The sequence below is a fragment of the Dapis brunnea BLCC-M229 genome (assembly GCF_050015995.1).
Taxonomy (GTDB): Bacteria; Cyanobacteriota; Cyanobacteriia; order Cyanobacteriales; family Microcoleaceae; genus Trichodesmium.
In genome coordinates, this window is sequence record NZ_JBNHEP010000193.1 from 1 (window position 1) to 22,351 (window position 22,351).

The window sequence follows — 22,351 nt, forward strand, 5'->3', positions numbered from 1 at the left end:
CTATTGACCACTTTAATTGCCTCCTGTCTCCTGTCTCCTGTCTCCTGTCTCCGTTCTTCATGCTACATTTTGTCGTGCGGAATGTAGGTTTAAAAACTATAGCGATACAGTTTTTGCACTATATATATATAGTACCTCTGCGTAAGTCCTGTTAATTATTAATCACACTCAGAAGTGAGGCGTTTCGCTGGGCGACATGAAACCCGTAGGGGTGCGTACCACTATCACCACTCAGGCAGTTTATCTAAAATCTAAAAACTACAGCGCAATAGTTGAATTAATGAGGACTTACCTAGAGACCATGTATGTAGTTTTAAAAACTATAGCGATATAGTTTTTGCACTATATATATATAGTACCTCTGCGTAAGTCCTGTTAATTATTAATCACACTCAGAAGTGAGGCGTTTCGCTGGGCGACATGAAACCTGTAGGGCTGGGTAGCACTATCATCACTCAGGCAGTTTATCTAAAATCTAAAAACTACAGCGCAATAGTTAAGTTAATGATTAATCACAGTGAGAAGTGAGGCGTTTCGCTGGGCGACATGAAACCCGTAGGGGTGCGTAGCACTATCGCCACCCAGACAGTTTATCTAAAATCTAAAAACTAGAGCGTAATAGTTGAATTAATTATCAATATTTATGAAATAGCTAAAAGCTGACTGCTAATAGCTAAATGTTTACATTGTTATTTTCTCCTGACTCTTGAAAAGCATATCTGAAGACCTTAACTATGCATAACAAATATGTTTAATTCGTTGACAAAAAAAGCTGATTGCTGACTGCTAATAGCTGAATGCTTACACCAGATTTATTATTACTTATGCAAAGTTTTCACATAATTCATCACTTCTGGAAAAAACATCAAAAAATCTGACTCAATTTCAGGATAATTTTTCATCAGCTCATTAACAGAAGTAGCCAAATTATTTTCTCTCTTCAAACGTTTAGATAAGCGCACAAAGGTTAAGTTAATTCCTGATTATCTTTCAAGATAACGTAGATTTTTTGCACAAACACATCTAAGTTTTCATTGCAAAATAAATTCCAGTGATTTGCCAGAAAATGGTCGTAACAAATATCAATAATTATTCGTGCTAAACGTCTATGGCTACTGCTAATCCGATTTTTACTTCTCAAATATATTGGATGAGTATCGGTAAAATAATCAACTTGACGATGGATTTTGATTCCCACGATAATTTCATGGCTATAAATAGTTTCATATTCTTCTAGATAACCTTTGACAAAGTCACCTAGTAGATTTCCTATTTGTGATTCGGGAGTATTTTTTGCTAAAAGTAAATGAGCTAAATAGTTCATAAATAGATAGTTTGATATTTGATTAAGTGCCTAGAAACAATTACTTGAATATTTGCTCTAGATAGGAAACACTGAAGTGGAAACAGCTAACAGAAAATATGTTTAAGTAGTAGAGATAAAAATAATTGTATATATAGCAATCTGCTCATTGGTTGTAACAATTTTTATAATAGTTAATTTGAAGTGAAAACCTTGAAAATTTTGTACGTTGCCAATCCGACTGCTCCCCTACCTGACTCTTGACTCCTGACTCCTAACTACCACCAAAATATTATAACTTATACCAATTCACTTTAAAAATGTCACAAATAGTTTCAAACTTTAGATGTGAAATAATTTCCTGAAACTACTGTAGTGTAAAAATTATGAGTTTATAAAATCTCACTTTTGACTGTCAGATATGCGTCTTATATCATGTCCGGATAATTAACGATAGAACTCAGTTCCGCTGACGCGTTTCATGTCGCGCAGCGAAACAAAAAATTTTTGTTTGCAGTAGGGCTTTAGTCCTATCTATCCATTATCAGACTAAAGCCCTACTACAAGCTTTAATTATAACTATTCAACCGGACATGATATGACATTCTTTTGGCGTAGCCTTTCCGCAGGAAATGGAGACCTTAGAATTACGCACTCAATGCATGACTTTTGACTTTTGAATTCCGTGAAATGGTATTAAATAGGATTACTATTGCAGAATGGCGGAAATAACTGACCAGTTACAAAATCCTAAAAGCCTTACTAATCAATACTTTTGACTTTTGACTTTTAACTTCCGCGTAGCGGCACGATACATACTTAAGTACAGTATAAACCAAGTACCTGGTGATAATTAAAATTCTTTGAATTGGAGGATTCAGGAGTCAGGATTCAGAAGTCAGAATAGTTTTGGTAAATTTACTTTTTGTAATTATTTTAAGTTTAATTTAACCGAAAAATTAAGGTATAAAGCCTCTCCATTCATGGAGAAAAAGCGGTCGAGGGATGCCGAGGAGACCTCGGCATCCCATCCTACGGACTGCTCCGCTTTCCGACCGCTTTTTTCCCTATCCAAGGGAAGGCTAACAAAGCTAAATTATTTAATTATTTAATTATTTAATTATTTAATTATTAATTATTCGGTAAAAATTCGTTTGCTTTAAGCAACAGACAATAGGCAACAGGCAACAGGGAAGAAAGATAAAAGTGTATCTCACGCTTAGTGATAAACGCTATAAATCCCCTTAGATAATTTATACAACAACCGATATTTATAGAAGTTAGTCAGAGATAATTATTGACGTTAGAGGGAAATACAATATACAATAAATCAAAATTATGATGATTAAATTCCCTTAGATTTTTCTTAATCTCCCTGATAAATTAAGTGAGTTTTGTAAAATGGAAAACACTTTAAAATCTAACTTACCGAAGCTAAATTCTGAATCTACTCTCAGAGAATTGCCACTGATTGACTTTCAAGTAAGTCCAATGACTCCAGTAGAATTAGTGTCATCTCAGTTTAATGAACAAGTTGACTTACCTGGAGTTATAGTTGTCTGGGATCAAAAGTTTATTGGCATGGTTTCTCGACGTTACTTTCACGAACAAATGAGTTCTCGCTATGGAAGAGAATTGTTTATTAAACGACCAATTGAATATTTTTTAAAGGCAACTAAATACTATGATAACTGTTTAATATTACCTGCTGAAGAAAAAATTAACTTGGCTATACAAATAGCACTAAATCGTTCTGCAGAAAATCTTTACGATCCAATTGTCGTTCAATTTGTCAACAAAAAAAATCCTGATTTTTCTATATATTTTCTGCTAAATTTTCAAACTTTGATTGTCGCCCAATCTCATATACTTAAAGAGGTAAATAATGAGTTATATCGTTATAAAAGCAATGCTAAAAATCATTTACTTCAGCTAAAAAATAAGCTACACAATAAACAAGATAAACTTCAGCAACATACAGAAGCATTACAAATCCAAAAACAAGAAATATTAGCTCGAAATAAGCTATTGGAAAAAAAGCAAAATGAAATAATTACTCAATCAGAACAAATTAATTATCTTAACGAAAGAATAAAAGAAATTACTGGTTTAATATCTCAGGAGGGAAGAAAAGCATTTAATGCCACATTTGATGGAGTACAAACAATCAATCAGAACATGGATGAAATCGTTAATGTTTGTCAGTTATTTACAAATGAGCTGAACCTAATTAACTCTACATCAAATCAAATTGAAACAGTTAGTCAACAAGCAAAACATTTAGCCATACAAACTGCGATAGTTGATACCCATTCAAGTCCTGAACTTGGCCATATAACTAATGAAATTGGAAAGTTGGTTAGCGAAACATCAGAAGCTGGTCGTCAAATGAATCAAGTAATTGATAACTTAATTATCAAAATTTCTGAACTGAAAAATTTGACTGAAGCTGGTAAACATACTGCTCAGTCTATAGTAGAAAATAATCAGCGTTCTGAAAAAATATTAGATGGGTTGGAAGTATTAATTCAACAACCAAGTTTGGAGAAAACTGCAGTTAATTCATCTTCAGTTATACATCCTATAAGTAGTAAAGTTACTAAGGTTGTTGAAGAACATCTAAATCAAGACAAAAATTTAGTTAATAACGCTGAAGAAAAGTTTCAGGAACAAGATACAAATATTTCTGAATTGCCAGAATTGAAGAGCAAAAAACAGAAAGACAAATTATTACAACAAATTAATTCTACTTTGAATTCAAGAAACCTCGATACTAAGTCAGATTAAATTGATAAAAAATGACTATCTCTATAAGACCTCTCCGGAAAAGAGGGAGTAGGTAGTAGGTAGGGACGTTGCATCGAACGTCCGTACAGAGTAGGGGGAAAGAATTGATGATTTTTGCGTATGGGATTGATTTGATTTTTGATTATCACCAGATGTCTATAGAATAGATAAGATAGCCAATAAAATCAAAATATAGCGCTACGCGCAAGGCAAAATTAAAAAATCAAAAGTCAAAAATAATCTATGACTTAGTTTGATAATTTAGAAATTTCCGCACCCTTTGCTTCTATTGCTATATAACTACGATTTTTATGAAAAAGATAAAAATAATTGTTGCTCCAAATCACTTTATTTATCAAGATCAAAAAGTACACCATCTACAACTTCAAGGTGTAGATAATCAAGCTAATGCTTATTTATACTGCAAAAATAATGAAATAGTTAGTCGAGCTGTTTCTATGGATAAAACTCAGTTAGAAGGACTTTGTAAAGTCAAAGAAGTGATGACCTTGCGAGAGCGAGCAGTTATAGATATTGCACCTATCCTAGAAGCACACAATTGGGAGGTTGTTCCGATGTCTTGAAGTTCTTTTTCTAGTATTAATTTGGGTGGTGGTGCATAGTAATGGTAAAGGAAGCACCGGGAGTTTGAGGAGATGGGGAAATAGGGAGTGTCCGAGAAATTAAAAAATATATATCCTCACCATTACCATGCAGGACTACCTTAATTTGTATATCTATTTACTCAGAATATATTTTTTGTATCCTGTTAAGTTTTCCGTAGACCCAGCATGATTAAAATCCGTTTTGCACAGGTACTTGTTTTGATTATTTCAACTTTTGTTTTGATTTATCCAATCATTAATCATCTGAGGACAACCAGCTAAAGATTCTGCTAAAGATGCAAATTCTACCAAAGGTAATGGACGATTAAATACATAACCTTGAAGTTCATCGCAGTTATGTTTAACTAAAAAAGCTAATTCTTCTTCAGTTTCGACTCCTTCAGCGATGACTCGCATATTTAGTTTGTGAGCCATTGAAATAATTGCTGATGTTATAACTTGGTTAGTAGAATTAATATTGATTTTTCTAATAAAGTTTTGATTTATTTTTATCGAATCAATAGGAAATTTTTCCAGATAACTTAAGGAAGAATAACCTGTACCAAAATCATCTATAGCAATTTGAATACCTAAAGTTTTTAAACCATGTAAACTCCGTATAGCTGTTGTTTGATTTGTAATCAATACACTTTCATTAATATCTAATTCGACATAATTAGGAGCTAGACCACTATTTAAAAGAACTTTAACTAATTTCTTGCGTAAATCTAATTGATTTAATTGGCGAGCAGATATGTTAACTCCTACTCGTATTTTTCCTAATCCAATATCTTGCAATGCTTTAACATCTTCACAAGCACTTTTCAAAACAAATTCCCCTATTGCTTCAATTAATCCTGTTTCTTCTGCTAATGGTAAAAAATGTCCGGGTAATATTATAGAACCATCAGAAGTTTGCCAGCGTATTAGAGCTTCAGCACCAACAATTTGACCTGTTTTTAAATTAATTATTGGTTGGTAGTAAATTTTAAATTGTTTATTTGACAAAGCTGAATATAAATTATTCTCTAACTTTAATGTATTATTATTTTGATGTTTACCTGCTTCTTTTTTATAAAAATTAAATCGATTATCTCCCTGTATTCGACTATATTCCATAGCATTCCTGGCTTTTAAAAGTAATTTTCCAAGTTGCTCACCATCAACAGGATAAAGAGTAATTCCAGCATTAGCACTAATCAAAAACTTTTGTTTGTTTAATACATAAGGTTGAGTAAATTGCTCTAAAATATTTTGGATTAGAACTGTAGTTTCGCTTTTCGTATTAATTGGTTCCAATATAATTACCAACTCATCTGTATTTAAGCGAGCAATAATACTGTTTTTACTAATAAACTTATTAATTCTTTTCACTATAGATTTAATTAATAGATCGCCCCACTCGTATCCTAAATCATTGATCCGCTTGAAGCGATTAATGCCTAAACAAATCACAGAAATAGTTGGTGTAAAATCTTTTTCTTGTTGAGAATTTTGTTCCTTAAAACTTGGGATTTTACTAACAACTTTAGCAAACTTATCTGATAGGATGATTCGATTTGTCAGAGAAGTTAGCTCCTCTTGATTTGTTAACCGATCGAGCTTATTTTTTACCTCTTCAATTTCCTTAACGTAGGATGATTCTACTGCTTGTTCACCTTGATATTTTTGCAGAGCAATCTCAATTGTAGTTCTTAAAGCTTGAGGTTTAAATGGCTTTACTAAATAACCATAAGGTTCGGTTAATTTTGCCCGCCCTAATGTATCATCATCTGCATAAGCAGTCATATAAATAACAGGTATTTTTAATTCAGAGCGAATATGTCCAGCAGCTTCGATACCATCTAAATCTCCTTGAAGCATAATATCCATTAGCACTAAATTAGGATGGTTGTTTGTTGCAGCTTGAATAGCTTCTTCACCAGAGTCTACAATTCCAATTACTTCATATCCTAATTTCTTAAGATTTCTAGCGATATTTTCTGCTGCAATTAGTTCGTCTTCAACAACTAAAATTTTCGTAGGAGATTTGGGAGTTTTAGAAGTATTTTGATTAACATTCATAAAATTTTACCTGTATGTATCAATCTATAAATTATACCACTGGTTTAAAAATGTTTTAAAACTTTAGCTATAGCGAAGAGGGAACAAGGAACAAGAAATAATATGATGTCCGGTTTAATAGTTAATAAATAATGAGGGAGTCCTCAGGAGTCAGAATGAAAGAGGAGGGAGAAAGGAGAAAATTAGAAGGTGTTACTTTGCTGTCTTAGAGACTGTTTATAAAATAAGTATTAAGAGAGATGCGTAGTGACTAAAATCTAAAAGCGGTAGTACTTCAAGAGATTGAAATTTGGTAGATGCCAGAGGTGGAAAGGTACATATATTCATAGATTTTTAACTTACAAATAGTTGTCTTGATTTATTCCTCCCTCCATACCTGTTCCCTCCATACCTGTTCCCTCAATTTTTTATTGTGGGTATTCAAAGAGACATGATATTAGTTTAAAATCTAGGTTTGTACTTAAGAGGAAAAAATCTTAAATTAACTACTGTACCCTGAGTACCATCAAACTCTATTTCAGCTTTTAATTGTTTAGAGAGAATCCGCACTAACTTTAAACCTAAAGAAGAACTATTCTGCCAATCAAAATCTGCCGGTATTCCAATACCATTATCTCTGATTGTAAGGTAAATTTTTTCCTGTTCATCTTGATGTAATTCAATACCTAATTCCCCATTTTCACCATTAGGGAAAGCGTATTTTAAGGAATTAGTTACCAATTCATTAATTAGTAAACCACAAGGAATGGCTGTTTCTAAATTCAGACTTATAGGTTCTACATTAATTATCGGATTAATTATACTTTCTCTGTTACTGTAGGAACAGAATAAATTATCTATCAGAGTATGAATATACTCACTAAAATCAATTTGCCCTAAATCTTTTGACTGATAGAGTTGTTCATGGATCAGAGCCATTGTTTGAATCCTATTTTGGCTATCAGCAAATAAATCCAGAACTTTTTCATCTTCAATATAATCTGACTGTAAATCCAATAAATTAGAAATAATGTGTAGGTTATTCTTAACTCGGTGATGAATTTCTTTGAGCAAAACGTCTTTTTCCTGGAGAGAATTTTGAATTTGTGCTTCTGCTTGTTTGCGATCGCTAATATCAATACAACTACCTATATAACCAGTAAAACTATTATTCAGGTTAAATCTTGGAACCCCAGTATCGAAAACCCAACTATATTTACCATCTGCTCTTCTCAAGCGATATTCAATGGTAAATGGTTGGTGGGTATGAAAATTTGCTTGATAAGTTTCCAGATAATGTTCTACATCTTCAGGGTGAATACCCTGTTGCCAACCATTCCCTATTTCTTGTTGTAAACTACGCCCAGTAAAGTTTAACCAGGTTTGATTCAAATAGCTAAAAAGGCTATCATTTCCAGACATCCAAATTAATACGGGAGCGCTATCTGCCATCATCCGAAAGCGTTGTTCGCTTTCCCGAAGTGCTAACTCTGCCTCCTGATATTCTAAAGCACTAACAAAAATCTCGCTGATAATTTTTAACAAATTAATTGTAGAATTTGTCCACTTGCATAATTGACGAATTCCATCGAACCCAATAAAACCTATTAATTCATTTCCAGAAACCATAGGGATACATAACAAAGATTGAATTGACTGTGCTGAGAGTATTTGTTTTTCAGTGCTTGCTTCTAGAGGTAAATTTGAGACTAGAGGTATATGCACTACTTCAAATTTATAGAGTTTATCTATTAACCATGGTAAATCATCTATGGGAAGATTTTTTAGATTGTCAATTTGAGCTTCTATTCCTGTAGCAAACCACTGATAAGTATTTCTAACTTGAGTTCGATCGCTACTTACTAAAAACAGATAACTACGATCTGCACTTGTTAACTCACCAACTTGTTTTAATGCTATTTCGAGACTGCTATCAACTTGGTTAGGATTAAGATTAATAAAGCTAGTGGAGATAGTGGAAACCAGTTTTTCTAATTCTAGTTGTTGCTTAAGAGTTACTTCTGCTGCTTTGCGAGCGCTGATATCTGTATGAGTACAAATCATTCTAACTGGTTTACCTGTTTCATCTCGAGCTACTACTTTACCATAAGTTGCTATCCACTTCCATTCACCAGATTTAGTTCGTAGTCGATAGTCGAAGGCAAAAATAAATGAACTATCTTCTAAATGTAAATTCAAAGCATCCATTACCCAGTCTTTATCTTCAGGGTGAATTAGCATTTCCCAACTCTTAAAATTCCTGGGTAGATCATTTTCCTCATACCCTAACATTTTTAACCATAGGGTACTGTAATAACATTTCCCCGTAGTAATATTCCAATCCCATAAACCATCTCCTGAAGTTTCTAATGCAAGTTGCAGTCTTTCTTGAATCAGTTGTAGTTTTGTGTCTACCAGTCGATATTCACTAATGTCTTGTGCTATTCGAGCTATTCTATAAACTTCCCCTACATGATTTTTGATGGGAAACCCACAAACCAAAATCCAACGTATTTCCCCATTAGGTAGTACAATGCGACATTGTTGTTCGTCTTCTGCTTCCAGGAAGTTTGCTAAAGTTTTCTCTATTTTCGAGTGGTCTTCTGGATGAATAATATCTAGAAAAGAATTTTGTGATGCGTATAACTCATCGCAGCTATAACCCCATACTTTTTCATAGCTAGGAGAAACATAAATAATTTGCTTGTTTTGCGCATCTTGTATCCAGAAAACACTGTTAATATTGTCTGCTATTGTATCAAACTTGTCTTCACTTTCTCGTAATGCTATTTCTGTTTTTTTGCGTTCGGTAATATCTAAAACTATGCCGAAAAGTTTAATGACTTTACCTGCCCGATCGAAAATAGGTTTTCCGCTAATTAATATATGTTTTACTTTAGCACCAGAGCATAATATTCTTTGCTCAATTTTTAAGTTTTGACCATAGTAAATTGCTAAATCAATTGCTTTTTTTATTGCTGGTAAATCGTCAGGATGAACTAATTTTAAATAATCTTCCCTAGTTAAAAAAGTTGATTGGAAAGGTAAACAAAAAATACAAGATAATTTTTCTGAACAGATGAACTCACCTGTAGTTAAATCATTTTCCCAAGTTCCCATACCAGCAATTTTTTCAGCTTCTATTAATTGTCTTTGATTAATAAAAAGCTGTTCTATAGATTGTTTTTCATCTGTAATATCTCGTACCACTGCATAGATTAAATTTTCTGTTGATAAAGGAACGCTATTCCAAGCTAACCATTTATAGGAACCATCTTTTGTGCGATAACGGTTTTGGAAATTAAAAGCTGTAGCACCCTCAGAAATCTTTTTTGTTTCTGCAATAGTAATATTTTTTTCTTCTGGATGTACAAATTCAAGATAAGGTACTGCTAATAGTTCTTCTATACTGTGACCTAAAATTCTTGACCAACTTGAATTAAGCTGTTTAAAATAACCGTCAGTACCAATAATTGCTAATAAATCAACAGAAAGATTAAAAAAGCGATCGCTTTCTCTAAATTTATTTTTTATACCCTCATTTATTTGCTTAAAGGATTCTGCTAAATTTTCTATTTCGGTAAACTTAACTATCTCTTGCTTTAGGGATAAATCTTCTTCAAGAATATTACTTTTTTGAGTAGCTTTTAATAATTTATATATTGGTTTAGTCATCCAGCGAGATATTAAGATACCTAAGTAAGTAGCTATGGTTATTGCTAATAAACATAACAAGATAGTCAGTTTACCATTTTGATTAATTTGTGCCATAAATTCTGATGCTGGCACAGCTACTAAAATTAACCAATCTAAGCCATTTTTATTTTCCCTAGAGATTAAGTCTACAAAATATTGTTTGCCTTGAAATTCTAATTCTAATTGTTGGTTTTGTTTAAATTGATTAAAACCACTTGGTTTTTCTAGCGATTTATTTATTATTTCTTGAATAAGTTGTTCCTGACTTTTGGTAATAGGTAATTGCTTGCCTGAAATATCAAATTTATACTCTGATGTTTCATTCAAAGAACTCGCTACAATTGACCCAGATTTTTCTATAAGATAAATCACACCAGATTCACTAATATTCACTTTTTGAAGTAATTTATCAATCTGTGAGATATGCAACTCAACTGCCAATACTCCAATCAGACTATTATTCTGGTTGTAGACTGGATAACTAGCTGAGATAGCAAACAATTCTTCTGAATCATCCCCATTATAAATTTGACTCCAGACAGGTTTACCTGCATTAACTGCATCTTCATACCAACTTTCAGTTTGATAATTATCTTCGTAACTTTTAGATGTTTCTGTAATATTCCCTTCTGAGTCTATCCCAAATTCGATGATAGTTTCTGAATTTGATTTAGTTATTAATTTGATGACAAAACTATTCTCATTATTTCTCTTAACTGCCACAAATTCGCCATTAGCACTGCCAAAATTAATCTGACTAACATTAAACCGTTTAATTTGCTGCAAAAACAAACTTCTTGTATCCGTTAAATCATTAAAATTTAGTAACCTCAACTTAATTAAATCTTGGTTAATTTGATAGATTAGATCGGGAGCTTCCAAATAATTATCTAAATCCTGAGTAACATGATGACCAATTTTAATATTAGATTGATTTGCTAATTCTTTAACTACACTTCGTTCTTTTTGTAATAATGTCCAGCCGAAAAACCCAACTGTAATATATATCGGAGTAATCAAAGATATTAACCAAAAAACTCGCAATGACACTTGACAATTTTTCCGGAAAATAATATTTTCTGAAATTAGATAATTGCTCATTTTTGTGAGCAGCCTTTTTACTGGTAAAATTACCATCATTTTCACCTCAACTATTATTAATTATAATTTATTTTACTGTTTCTTAATCCAGTGATATAATATCATGTCCCCCCTCCGAGAGAGCTACGAATTGCGGATAATTACTTATAATAAAGTTTTTGTTTGTAGTAGGGCTTTAGCCCGAAAGATATATTTATGGGGCTAAAACCCTATTACGAACCTCATTATAACTTTTCTACCGAATATAATATAAAATCTGATAGTATTTGGTATTATAAAACCCTACACAAACCTGGTTTTTTGGGAAGCGCTGTATCTAATACAAACATAGTTTATCAACAAATTTATAGTAGAAATTATATGACTCGAAAGCCGGCAGATTTGATATTAGCTACACTTAATTTTCTTCTTTTCTCTTCCCTTTTCATAAAAATCTATAATATCATGTCCGGTTAAATAGTTATAATTAGAGTTCGTAGTATTGCTCTAGCCAGAACTATATTTCGGGCTAGAGCAATACTACAAACAAAAACTTTTTTGATCACTGATTATCCGGACATGATATAACTATGTACTTCACAAGTATAAGAATTACTATAGTTAACTTGATCATAATAATGATTCTTAATTATCTCTAAATTAAAAATAATTGTATCTTCCCCTATTCCCTATTCCCTATTCCCTGTTCAATGATAATTGCTTAACTTCTCGAATCAACACAAACTCGGTCGCGACCTTGAAATTTAGCCTCATAAAGTGCTAAATCTGCTTTCCTAATCAAATCGCTAGGTTGAGATTCAGATTTTTCTTTCCCTAAGCATAATTTTCTACTAGCAACTCCACAACTAATTGTGACACAATTAGTAACTTTTGAACCCTGATGAGGAATACCAGCATCTTTGATACTTTGACGAATTTTTTCGGCAATATGAACTGCTCCTTCTCTATCTGTTTCTGATAAAACAATTACAAATTCTTCACCACCATAACGAGCTACTAAATCAGCAGGACGACCAACATTACGAATAATAATGTCAGCAACTTTCTTTAAGCAACTGTCTCCTGCTGGATGGCCATAAGTATCATTATAAGCTTTAAAAAAATCTACATCGCATATTATAATTGATAATGGTAAATCATTTCTCTGAGCACGTTTCCACTCAGTTTCTATAAACCGATCAAACTGGCGACGGTTAGCAATCATTGTTAAACTATCTACAGAAGCTAAACGTTCCAATTCTTGATTTACTTTTTCCAATTTTTCAGTCAACATCTGCTGTTTTTCTACTTGTCGTCGCAGTTCACTCATTGCCCATTGAATTTCCAATAAGCGTCGCACCCGTTGACGTAAAACTGCCCAGTGAATTGGTTTCGTCACATAATCCGTTGCTCCTACTTGGAATGCTAAATCAACAGATGCTTGGTCGTCAAGCACTGTAATCATTAATACTGGTGGACTATTTTCTCCCAATAGCTTATGTAATTTACCACAACAGGTAAAACCATCCATTCCTGGCATCATTGCATCCATTAATATCATATTTGCTAATTGTTTTTGACAAATTTCTAAGCATTCTTCTCCATTATTTGCTTCAATAACTTGATAACCATCTTTCTCCAATATACGACGTAATATTAGTCGAATAGTCTTTTCATCATCAACTATCAATATTCGTGGTGGTACAGTCCAAAAATCTGGCTTAATCATTTTCTCAATTTATTTCAAATTTTTGATTTCAACGCTGTTTTAACTGTATGATATTCTTGGTCAATTAATTTCATTAGTTCCTCTGCATTTTCTGTTGTACTCATACGACCTATTGCTTCTAATTTCCCACATAGTTCGGCTAAATTATTAGCTCCCATAGTTAAACTAAGAGATTTTAGAGCATGGGAAGAATTTCTCAATTCAACTGGATTTTTAGCTACTATTGCTGCTAAAATTGCCTCTCTTTTTTGAGGAGCTTCTTCTAAGTAACTGTTAATTATTTCTTTTAAAATAATTTCATCTCCTCCTGCTGCTTGTTCTTTTAGATATTCAAACACTAATTTATCAATAGGTGGAATTGTCAAATTTGATGTCTGTTCGTTGAAAGAATCTACTGAAGATGAACTTTCACTTTTTTCCTCTTCCTGTGATGCCAAATTATTTGGAACACTAATATTTGATTCTGCTTGATTTTGATTTTCCAGCAGATTCACATTTGCTTCTGGAATTAACTCTTGATTAACTTGATTTGATTTACAATCAGCCTCTGTTTCTGTTCCAACTTCTGACTGCTGAGGACTGTACGTCACCAAGGATACGGCTCCCCTTCCTAACTCCTGACTTCTAATTGATAACTCATCAATAGGTGGAGTTGTCAAATTTGATGTCTGTTCGTTGAAAGAATCTACTGAAGATGAACTTTCACTTCTTTCCTCTTCCTGTGATGCCAGATTATTTGGAACACTAATATTTGATTCTACTTGATTTTGATTTTCCAGCAAATTGACATTTACTTCTGGAATTAACTCTTGATTAACTTGATTTGATTTTTTTAAATCAACCTCTGTTTCTGCTTCTTCCCCCTCCTGACTCCTTATTGATAACTCATCCATTTGTTCTAACTGTTTGTAGCTAATATAATTTTTTAATGCCTTAATTAATGCTTCTACTCGAACTGGTTTACTTATATAGTCATTCATTCCTGCTTCTAAGCATTCTTCGCGATCGCCCCGCATCGCATGAGCAGTCATAGCTATGATCCAAGGTCGTTTAGCTTCAGGGAAAATTTGGCAAATTCGTCTTGTTGCCTCTAAACCATCCATTTCTGGCATTTGTACATCCATAAAAACTAGATCGTAGTTTTGACGACGTAATGCTTCTAGAGCTTCTAATCCATTATTTGCCACATCAGCACGATAACCCAGTCTCTCTAAGACGAGTATAGCTACTTTCTGATTCACAACTACATCCTCCGCTACCAGGATGCGTAATGGTAACAACCTAAATTCTGCTTCATTACTCAATATTAATTTTGCTTCATAAGTTTTCGGTTTAAATGATATTGCTTGTTTTCCAAGTACAGAAACTAACATCTCATATAAATTAGACTGTTTAATTGGCTTACTTACAAAAGCTGCAAATGAGGCTCTACCTGCAATTTCTTCTGATGTCAGTTTACCTACCGAACTGAGCATGACCAAAGGTAATCCTTGATAATCTGGTATAGATTGAATTTGCTCTGCTAGGGTTAAACCGTCCATTTCTGGCATTTGCAAATCTAGTATCGCAAGATCAAATTTTTTCCCAGAGTTAATTAACTTTAAAGCTGCTGCTCCTGACTCCACTGCTTCCACTTTCATTCCCCAAGATTTTACCTGGAGGCTAAGAATTTTACGATTAGTTGCATTATCATCTACAACAAGTAGTTTTTTCCCAGTGAGTTCAGGTTGTAGTTGTTTCAGGTCAGATTCTGTAGTGTTTTCAGTTGCCATTGCCGTCATAGTAAAATGAAATGTGGAACCTTTACCTACTTCCGTTTCCACCCACATATTGCCACCCATAGCTTCACTTAAACGTTTGCTAATGGCTAAACCTAATCCTGTACCGCCATATTGTCGAGTCATAGAAGCATCAATTTGACTAAAAGGCTTAAATAATCTTTCTAATCGCTTTTCAGGAATCCCTATACCTGTATCTTTGACAGCAAATTCTATCTCATATAGGTTGTCAAAGGGTGTGTTAATTTTCTTACTCACAGAATTTGTGTTGGTTTGGTTATTATCACTATTTTTGAGCTGAGATAATTCCTTATGAGCTGATAACCATTTTTTCCCATTCACTGAAACAATGACTTCTCCTCTAGGGGTAAATTTAACTGCATTAGAAAGTAAGTTAGCAAGTATTTGCCGTAGTCTTGTCACATCTCCTACTATCGCTTCAGGAGTATCTTGATTTATAATGTACACTAATTCTAAACCTTTAGCACCTGCTTGGGAGGCTACTAAATCTAAGGCTGATTCTACACAACTTCGGAGATTAAATGGCTGATCTTCTAATTCTAGTTTGCCAGATTCAATTTTAGAAAAATCAAGAATGTCATTAATAATTGTCAGTAATGAATCGCTACTATTACGGATAGTATCTACAAAATCTTGTTGTTGAGAGTCTAATTCTGTATCTAGTAATAACCCAGTCATGCCAATTATTGCATTCATAGGAGTCCTAATTTCGTGACTCATCATTGCTAAAAATTCACTTTTGGCTCGATTAGCAGATTCAGCTTCTTGTTTAGCTTTTTCTAATTCTACATTTTCAGTTTGTAGTTGCATTTGTCTTTGTTTTTCTTGCTCTAAGTGATCTGCTTGTGCTAGAGCAATTCCTACTTGTGCTGCCACTGACTCTAATAGATCGATTTCTTCATCTTCCCAATGACGGTAGCGATCGCATTGATGTAAAACAATTACTCCATTAGGTTTTCCTTTGTAGGAAGTGCGAACTGCTAATATTGACTTGACTCCTAATAAGCAACAAACCTCAGTATCTTTCATTAATAATGGATCTAGGTAGGTATTTTCGCTGCTCATGGCTCGATCGTGAGCTAATACTTTTTCCAGATTATGGTTTTCTGTCAATGCCAATGATAAACCTTGCGTTGGTTCATAGCCAAGCTCAAGATATTCTGCTACTAGAGGAATCTGTTGTGATGGTTCAGCAATATAGTAATATATTAGGCAGCGATTTACTTTAAACGTCTGACCAATTAGTTTGACTGCTGTTTGAAAAATTTTCTCACTGTCTAGGGTAGAACGGATTTGTGTGGTTAACTGTTTGTGAAGTAGAATTTGTTTGATTTGGTTTTCTAAGGCAGCTTTTGAAGAATGACGTTCTATTTGATTGCCTACCCATTGCGCCATTAATTTTAATAGGTGGCGATCGCTTTCTTTGAAGGGTTCTTGTTTGGGATATGGACTGGCAAAGCTGAGAGTGCCATAGATTTTTCCTTCTACCATGACACGAAACCCTATATAAGTTTCTAACTTAAAAAATGTTTGAGCATAAGCGGGATGATTCTGCCATTCTGAATTTTTGGCAGTTTCAAAACTAATTGGTTCATTTTTTTGAATAGTTTCGCTACAATAAGTCTGTTTTACATTAGTTATATCTCCTGCTTTGATGGGAAAAGGAAATCCCAAGGGTAATTCAGAGGCGACTACTTCATAACGTTCTTCTGTTATTTTTGCTAAAATGCCTATTTCTGTTCTATATCGTATTTGCCCCATACTCAAAATTCTTTGTAAAATAGCATCCAAGTCTAAGTCAGTTTCTGAAGCTACTGTGTAGAGTTCTCTAATTACTGCTTCTGCTTCTTTTAGTTCTGTTTCTGCCTGTTTTTCTTGTGTAATATCAGTAGCAATACCAATAAATCCAATAATTTTTCCTTCACTATCCCGTTCACTCGCGATCGTTAAGCTTACTAAAATATTAGAACCATCTTTTTTAACGTAATGCCATTCTTGAGGTTCAGAAATTCCTTGTTTTGCTGATTCTACTAAAATATCAAAATCTTTAATTGGATTATTTAATTGCTGAGTTAGTTTTTTGCTGCGTTCTATTAGTTGGGATTTTTGATTAAAAAATGTGAGGTTTTGTTTACCTACTACTTCTTTTCTAGAATAACCCAATAGTTTTTCAGCACCAGAATTAAAAGTGGTAATCTGACCATTAATATCTGTGGTAATAATCGCAACTTCTGTGGCTCCATCAAAAACTTGTTGTAGATTTGCATTAATATCCGCAAGTTCTTTCTGTGCTAATTTATAATTTGTGATTACCTCAGTGAACATAATTATGCCACCTATCTCACCTTTGCTATTCCGCCAAGGGTGAATTTCCCATCGTATCCACTCCAGGGAACCATCTGCTTTGAGAAACCGCTCTTCTTCACCTTTTTCCACTTCTCCTGCTAGACAAGCTCTATAAATTTGCTGCCAGCGATCGTCTATATTTGGAAAAATTTCATAGTGAGTACGCCCAATAATATCTTTTTCTGTCAAATTGTTATCAGTTAACCAAAGTTTAGATGCCCATAAGTAGCGCATATCTCGGTCAAAAATAACTGCTGCTACAGGTGTATGTTCCAGTAGCAAGTCTTTAAACATCTCTTTTTCTTGTTTATTTTCGTCTATCTCATGGTTTTCAGTAATTTCACAAATAGTAATTAATCCACCAATAAATTGATTATTTTCATCATTTACAGGAGAATAATGATATTCCAAGAATATTTCTTTTTCACTCTTGACTTGAGTATTATTTATGGTTTCACTAAAAATTTCTTTACTATTAATTATTTGGGATTGACAAGAGTTATTTTCTTTGAAATTTTTGTCGTTGATAGTGAAGGGGAATATTTCAAATATTGATTTTTTTATAGCATCTTTTCTACTAATTCCGGATATCTGTTCAATCCTAGGATTCCAATCTATACAATTATAGTCAACATCAAATTTGACTATTCCATATCTACTATTTTTGATGATTTCTTCTGCAAAAAAAAAATCTTGCCCCAGTAATAATTTTTCCGACTTTGATTCTGAAATATCGCGACTATAAACTATTATTTGTTCAACTTCTGATGTTCGGAGAAAATCTTTAATCCTCATGTCATAAAAATGCCATAAACCATCATTATGATACAATCTTGCTTCTATTTTTACTGTTAATTTCGGATTATGAATAATTTCCGTTAATTTATCTATGACCGATACAAAATCATCCTGATGAACAAAATTAAGCAAATTTTTGCCAATTAATTCTTGTGGTTGATAACCTAATACTTCCTCTACAACCGGATTGTTATATAAAATATTTCCACCAATATCTATAATTGTTACTGCATCACAATTACTTTCAACCATTAAGCGAAAGTAATCTTGATTATCTAGAAGTCTCGTTGGAGTAGATATATTTGAAATTAATGTTCCTAAATTGGTAAAAGTAGATATTAAATCTACTATCTTTCGATCGTATTCGCGTATTTCTCTGAGATAAAAAATAATAACTGCAACAACAGTATTGTTAGCTATAATTGGAAATCCTAAAGCTGTTTTCAGCCCTACTTCAGTTGCTTTTACAGTCCGCAGATATATTGTTTCTGGTAGACTACCAATATCTTCTTCCCACTCTGGCTGTTGAGAAACCCAAATTCGACCAGGCATATCAATGCTTGGAGGCAATGTTATTTCCTGACTGTAGCTATGAAACTTTGTTAGTAATTTTTGAATCTCAGGTCTTCCATACCAAATTGGACTACATTCTATCCTACTACCACTATTGTTTGGTATCCATACCTCTGCGTAATCAGCACCAATACTGACACAGGCTTGATGGATCGATGCTTCTAAGGCTCGATCGAATTTTTGGGATTGAAGCTGGCCATAACCATAAGTCATAGTAGATGAGGTTCCTGGTTGACAGAAATTCTGAGATTCTTGGGTTAATCAGCTATGTGTCTGATATTAATTTTCTCCCGTCAAGGGTTAATTTATCGATTGGCTTTTATCGATTTGGGTTGGGCATACCCAAAGTTATGCTTCTGTCTTTCAAAAATGGCTCGTGGAGTTATCATCTATAAATATTTTATTTGTTCAATTTTTTTTCTTTGTTTGTTTTTGACTCTTCCAATCTGCCAGTGCTTTTTGAGCAGACTCATAAGCTGGTGTTCCAGAAGGAACTAACTCACCAGCTAAAATAGCCTCACTCAAGTTTTTATTCTTGGCCCGTACTTGAGCAATACTCAAAATTGTATTACTCCACTGAGCAATTAGTTTTTCAGCTTCTTCATATCTAGGCTCACCAGAGCGAATTTTACGAGCTTCATTAATTGCTTTAAAATAAGAAGAAGCTTGTCCAGGTTTAATCTGTTCCTTCGCAGATTTGAGTAATGCTTCATTAAACCCTTCAGCTTCTTTTTTTTGTCTAGCTATTTGTGGTTCCCATGCTGCGATGGCCAACTGTGCTTCTTGATAAATTGGTCCGACATTCCGAGGTACTAATTTCGCTGCATTAATTGCACCATCATAATCTCCTTTTAATGCTCGTCCACTGGCTATATCAAGAATAGTCAAACTCCAGCGTTCTATTTTATTTTGTGCTTCAGGGTAGAGTGGATCGCTTTGAGGAATTTGAGACGCTTTAATAATAGCCTGACTGAAAGTAGAAGCCGAAACTGAATCAAGTACAGTTACAGCTTCAGATAATATTAATTGATTTGATGGGGGTTGATTTTCTTCTTGTTTTTGCTGCTCCCCTTCTGTACTAGAAGTGTTTGCCGTAGATTTACCTTCAGCAGGAGATACTACAGTTGATGTTTGTAAAGTTGCTTCTGATGAATTATCTTCCTCAGTTTTTAAAGTCGGTAAATTACCTTCACCCACTATCTGTTTACTGAAAAATATAGACTTATTGGTTGAAAACACACCCAATAGTAGCACTAAAGAAGTGAGACTACTTCCTAAAATTAACTTTTGTAAAAAGGATTTATCTGGCTGGATATTTTGAGCAATATTTTCCGGCATTTCTACTTGTTTTATATTGTTTTTGCTATTTCGTTGAGATGCAACTGTATTATTATTTATATTCCCATTTACCATCTCTGTTTGGGTAGTTTTTGTTGTTATAGAAGTTTTTACAGAATTTGAAACTTGTTTTGTTGTTCTAGAACCTATTAAAGATTGAACAATTACACCCACTTTTTCTGGAGTAGAGTTAGAATCAACCTGAATTTTTTGAGGTAAAATTATTTGATTAATTTTATCACTAGGATTTACCATCATCAGAGGATTTTGCTTTGGTTGCAGATGTTCAGTACATAATTCTGGTAAGCGATTACTTAAGAAATTATCAAGATTTTTTAGTGTTGTACATTTTCCAGAATGCAATCCTTCTAAAAGAGCTGCTGTAAAAAATCCTAGGCGCAGTGCAGAAGTTTCAGAGGAAACTTGGTTAGGATGACATGATAGTAACAGAGGTATTTCTAACTCTTTAGCTAGCTCTAGTGCTTGAACACCGACTTGATTGTCCATTTTTGTCAAACGGCTATGCTTGATATCTAGGATAACCAAAACCTGTTCTACAGGAGATTTACTCAAATTTTCTAGTAGCTTTCTTATTGATATTCCTGTCGCTTCAGGGTCTGTCGGATTACCATCAATAGGCATCAGGTAGTCTTGATTTTGATAGCTAACACCATAACCACTGAAAAAATACCAGAGAAAGTTCTCTACTTGCAATTGCTTTTTACAAAAGCCTTCAATAATATCTAGTATATTTTCTCTACTAGGATAGGTTGGCTGTTCCCATATTGGTGTGGAAGTATTGTCGCTTAATAATAAACATTGTTCTGCTGAAAAATTTCCTTCGTTCAGTACAAAATTATGCAGTGCCTCTGCATCCTGTTGAGCATAACTGAGAGGTTCAATAAACTCGTATTGATTTATACCAATGGCAATGCAAGCGTAATTTTTCATTAACCAAAAATCCTATCAATGAGAAGAATGTAGTTAGTGTTAGACATTGTGGTGTCTATTCCTTTTTTGTAATGTTTTCCTTGATGATATTGGTCTTGGTTTATTAATGCTCCAGACACTATAAGTTACAAATTCATTGTCTGATTGTAGCTATTAAAGGATTTCCTTAATCTAGAGCGACCTAGATATCTTGGAGTTGGGATAATTCGGTTATGGCCAGCTAACGTAGTTAGTTCAGACTAAATGTGCAACCCATGAGAGACAAACACAGAATTTTCTAGGATTGTCAAAGTTTTTTATAGGTGATACTTAAATAAATCACCTGTACCTAAGATAACATTCCTAGGCCATTTTAGCTCAGTCCCGCGATCGGGATAACCTTAGTAATACTAATCATTGAGGTTAAATTCCTACTCTCTAGAATAAATAGTGACTCTAATGTTCAGGTTTTTAATATCACATCCTGGACTCTTGGTATATGGACATAAAACCACAAAACTAATCAGTTATTACACCCAAGGAAACTGCATAGGGCCAAGGAATAGTGAATCTTGATATATCGAATCGTAATAGTGCGACTTAAACAAAACAGAGTCATAAAATAGTCTCAAATATATATAAGGCAGAGGGTTTCACGTCAAAAAGGTATAAATCCTTAACTGTCAAGGGTTTCAGCATTTTTTATAGCATCGATTTAATTCCCTTGCATAGACTGAATTTCAGCCATTTTTTCCACCATAAAATGTCTAAGTACCAATAGGCCAATAGTTAAATTATAAAGTTATACACCATACCAATTAGCAAAAAAGGTTTGAGAATTGTGAACATTCCCCCTTGAGATTGTAAATAGGGTCTTCCCAGCATATGTATGTATCAAAATTTTGGGTGACTTTCTCAAAGGATTTCTTGTTTGAGAATTAGGCCATATAATCCATATAATAAGTAATACCAAATCTTTTAAGTATTTATCCTGATAATTTCAACCAAACATCTTAGAATAAATAATTATATTTTTTTTTATACCAAATTCTTCCAGTAATTAGGTCGGAATATTTATCTATAAAAGTAATTTAGAGTTTTGATGTAGGCAGAAAATGGACATTTTTCCTTGGATTTACAAGCGAATATTAATATTTTTTTGTGAAATTTGAAAATCATACAAAACTCTTCTAGTAAGAGATACAGCTAATTGTATACGAGTAAAATAATCATTTTCCGGAAAAAAGTTGAGAAAAGGGGTTGACAGTACAAGGTAGAGTTGCTAGATTAGTAAATGCGCAGGTGAGAGAGACAAAAACCTCAA

7 protein-coding genes and 1 pseudogene are annotated in these 22,351 nt (G+C 33.4%); 2 read left to right on the forward strand and 6 right to left on the reverse strand.

What is annotated here, in order from left to right:
- Positions 1-818: 818 nt before the first annotated feature.
- A pseudogene (locus ACP6PM_RS21610) lies at positions 819-1,324 on the reverse strand (acyl carrier protein phosphodiesterase).
- Positions 1,325-2,704: 1,380 nt separating this feature from the next.
- Between ACP6PM_RS21610 and ACP6PM_RS21615 the strand changes: the two are divergent.
- Together ACP6PM_RS21615 and ACP6PM_RS21620 are read left to right on the forward strand one after the other, a co-directional pair.
- Entirely contained in the window at positions 2,705-4,090 is a 1,386-nt protein-coding gene (locus ACP6PM_RS21615) for a hypothetical protein (RefSeq protein ID WP_426588266.1), read from the forward strand.
- A gap of 311 nt (positions 4,091-4,401) precedes the next feature.
- Entirely contained in the window at positions 4,402-4,674 is a 273-nt protein-coding gene (locus ACP6PM_RS21620) for a hypothetical protein (protein WP_426588268.1), read from the forward strand.
- A gap of 249 nt (positions 4,675-4,923) precedes the next feature.
- Here ACP6PM_RS21620 and ACP6PM_RS21625 read toward each other — a convergent pair whose 3' ends face one another.
- The 5 genes from ACP6PM_RS21625 to ACP6PM_RS21645 all read right to left on the reverse strand — a co-directional run bounded on the left by ACP6PM_RS21625 (position 4,924) and on the right by ACP6PM_RS21645 (position 21,048).
- Complete coding sequence (locus ACP6PM_RS21625) at positions 4,924-6,759, reverse strand: putative bifunctional diguanylate cyclase/phosphodiesterase (RefSeq protein ID WP_426588270.1); 1,836 nt, start codon at positions 6,757-6,759, stop codon at positions 4,924-4,926.
- Between the two features lie 441 nt (positions 6,760-7,200).
- Positions 7,201-11,535 (reverse strand): PAS domain-containing protein, encoded by a 4,335-nt coding sequence (locus ACP6PM_RS21630; RefSeq protein WP_426588272.1) that lies wholly within the window; start codon positions 11,533-11,535, stop codon positions 7,201-7,203.
- 700 nt (positions 11,536-12,235) lie between these two features.
- On the reverse strand, positions 12,236-13,243 hold the full coding sequence (locus tag ACP6PM_RS21635) for a GGDEF domain-containing response regulator (RefSeq protein WP_426588274.1): 1,008 nt from the start codon (positions 13,241-13,243) through the stop codon (positions 12,236-12,238).
- Between the two features lie 14 nt (positions 13,244-13,257).
- Positions 13,258-18,972 carry a PAS domain S-box protein gene (locus ACP6PM_RS21640; protein WP_426588276.1) on the reverse strand — a complete coding sequence of 1,905 codons (5,715 nt, stop codon included), beginning with the start codon at positions 18,970-18,972 and terminating at the stop codon, positions 13,258-13,260.
- Positions 18,973-19,167: 195 nt separating this feature from the next.
- Positions 19,168-21,048 carry a caspase family protein gene (locus ACP6PM_RS21645; protein WP_426588278.1) on the reverse strand — a complete coding sequence of 627 codons (1,881 nt, stop codon included), beginning with the start codon at positions 21,046-21,048 and terminating at the stop codon, positions 19,168-19,170.
- Positions 21,049-22,351: the final 1,303 nt, after the last annotated feature.

Excerpts from the sequence above, each read along its gene's own strand:
- ACP6PM_RS21615 (WP_426588266.1), top strand. The coding sequence starts at position 2,705 with ATGGAAAACACTTTAAAATCTAACTTACCGAAGCTAAATTCTGAATCT.
- ACP6PM_RS21645 (WP_426588278.1), bottom strand. The coding sequence starts at position 21,048 with ATGAAAAATTACGCTTGCATTGCCATTGGTATAAATCAATACGAGTTT.
- ACP6PM_RS21640 (WP_426588276.1), bottom strand. The coding sequence starts at position 18,972 with ATGACTTATGGTTATGGCCAGCTTCAATCCCAAAAATTCGATCGAGCC.
- ACP6PM_RS21630 (WP_426588272.1), bottom strand. The coding sequence starts at position 11,535 with ATGAGCAATTATCTAATTTCAGAAAATATTATTTTCCGGAAAAATTGT.
- ACP6PM_RS21635 (WP_426588274.1), bottom strand. The coding sequence starts at position 13,243 with ATGATTAAGCCAGATTTTTGGACTGTACCACCACGAATATTGATAGTT.
- ACP6PM_RS21625 (WP_426588270.1), bottom strand. The coding sequence starts at position 6,759 with ATGAATGTTAATCAAAATACTTCTAAAACTCCCAAATCTCCTACGAAA.
- ACP6PM_RS21620 (WP_426588268.1), top strand. The coding sequence starts at position 4,402 with ATGAAAAAGATAAAAATAATTGTTGCTCCAAATCACTTTATTTATCAA.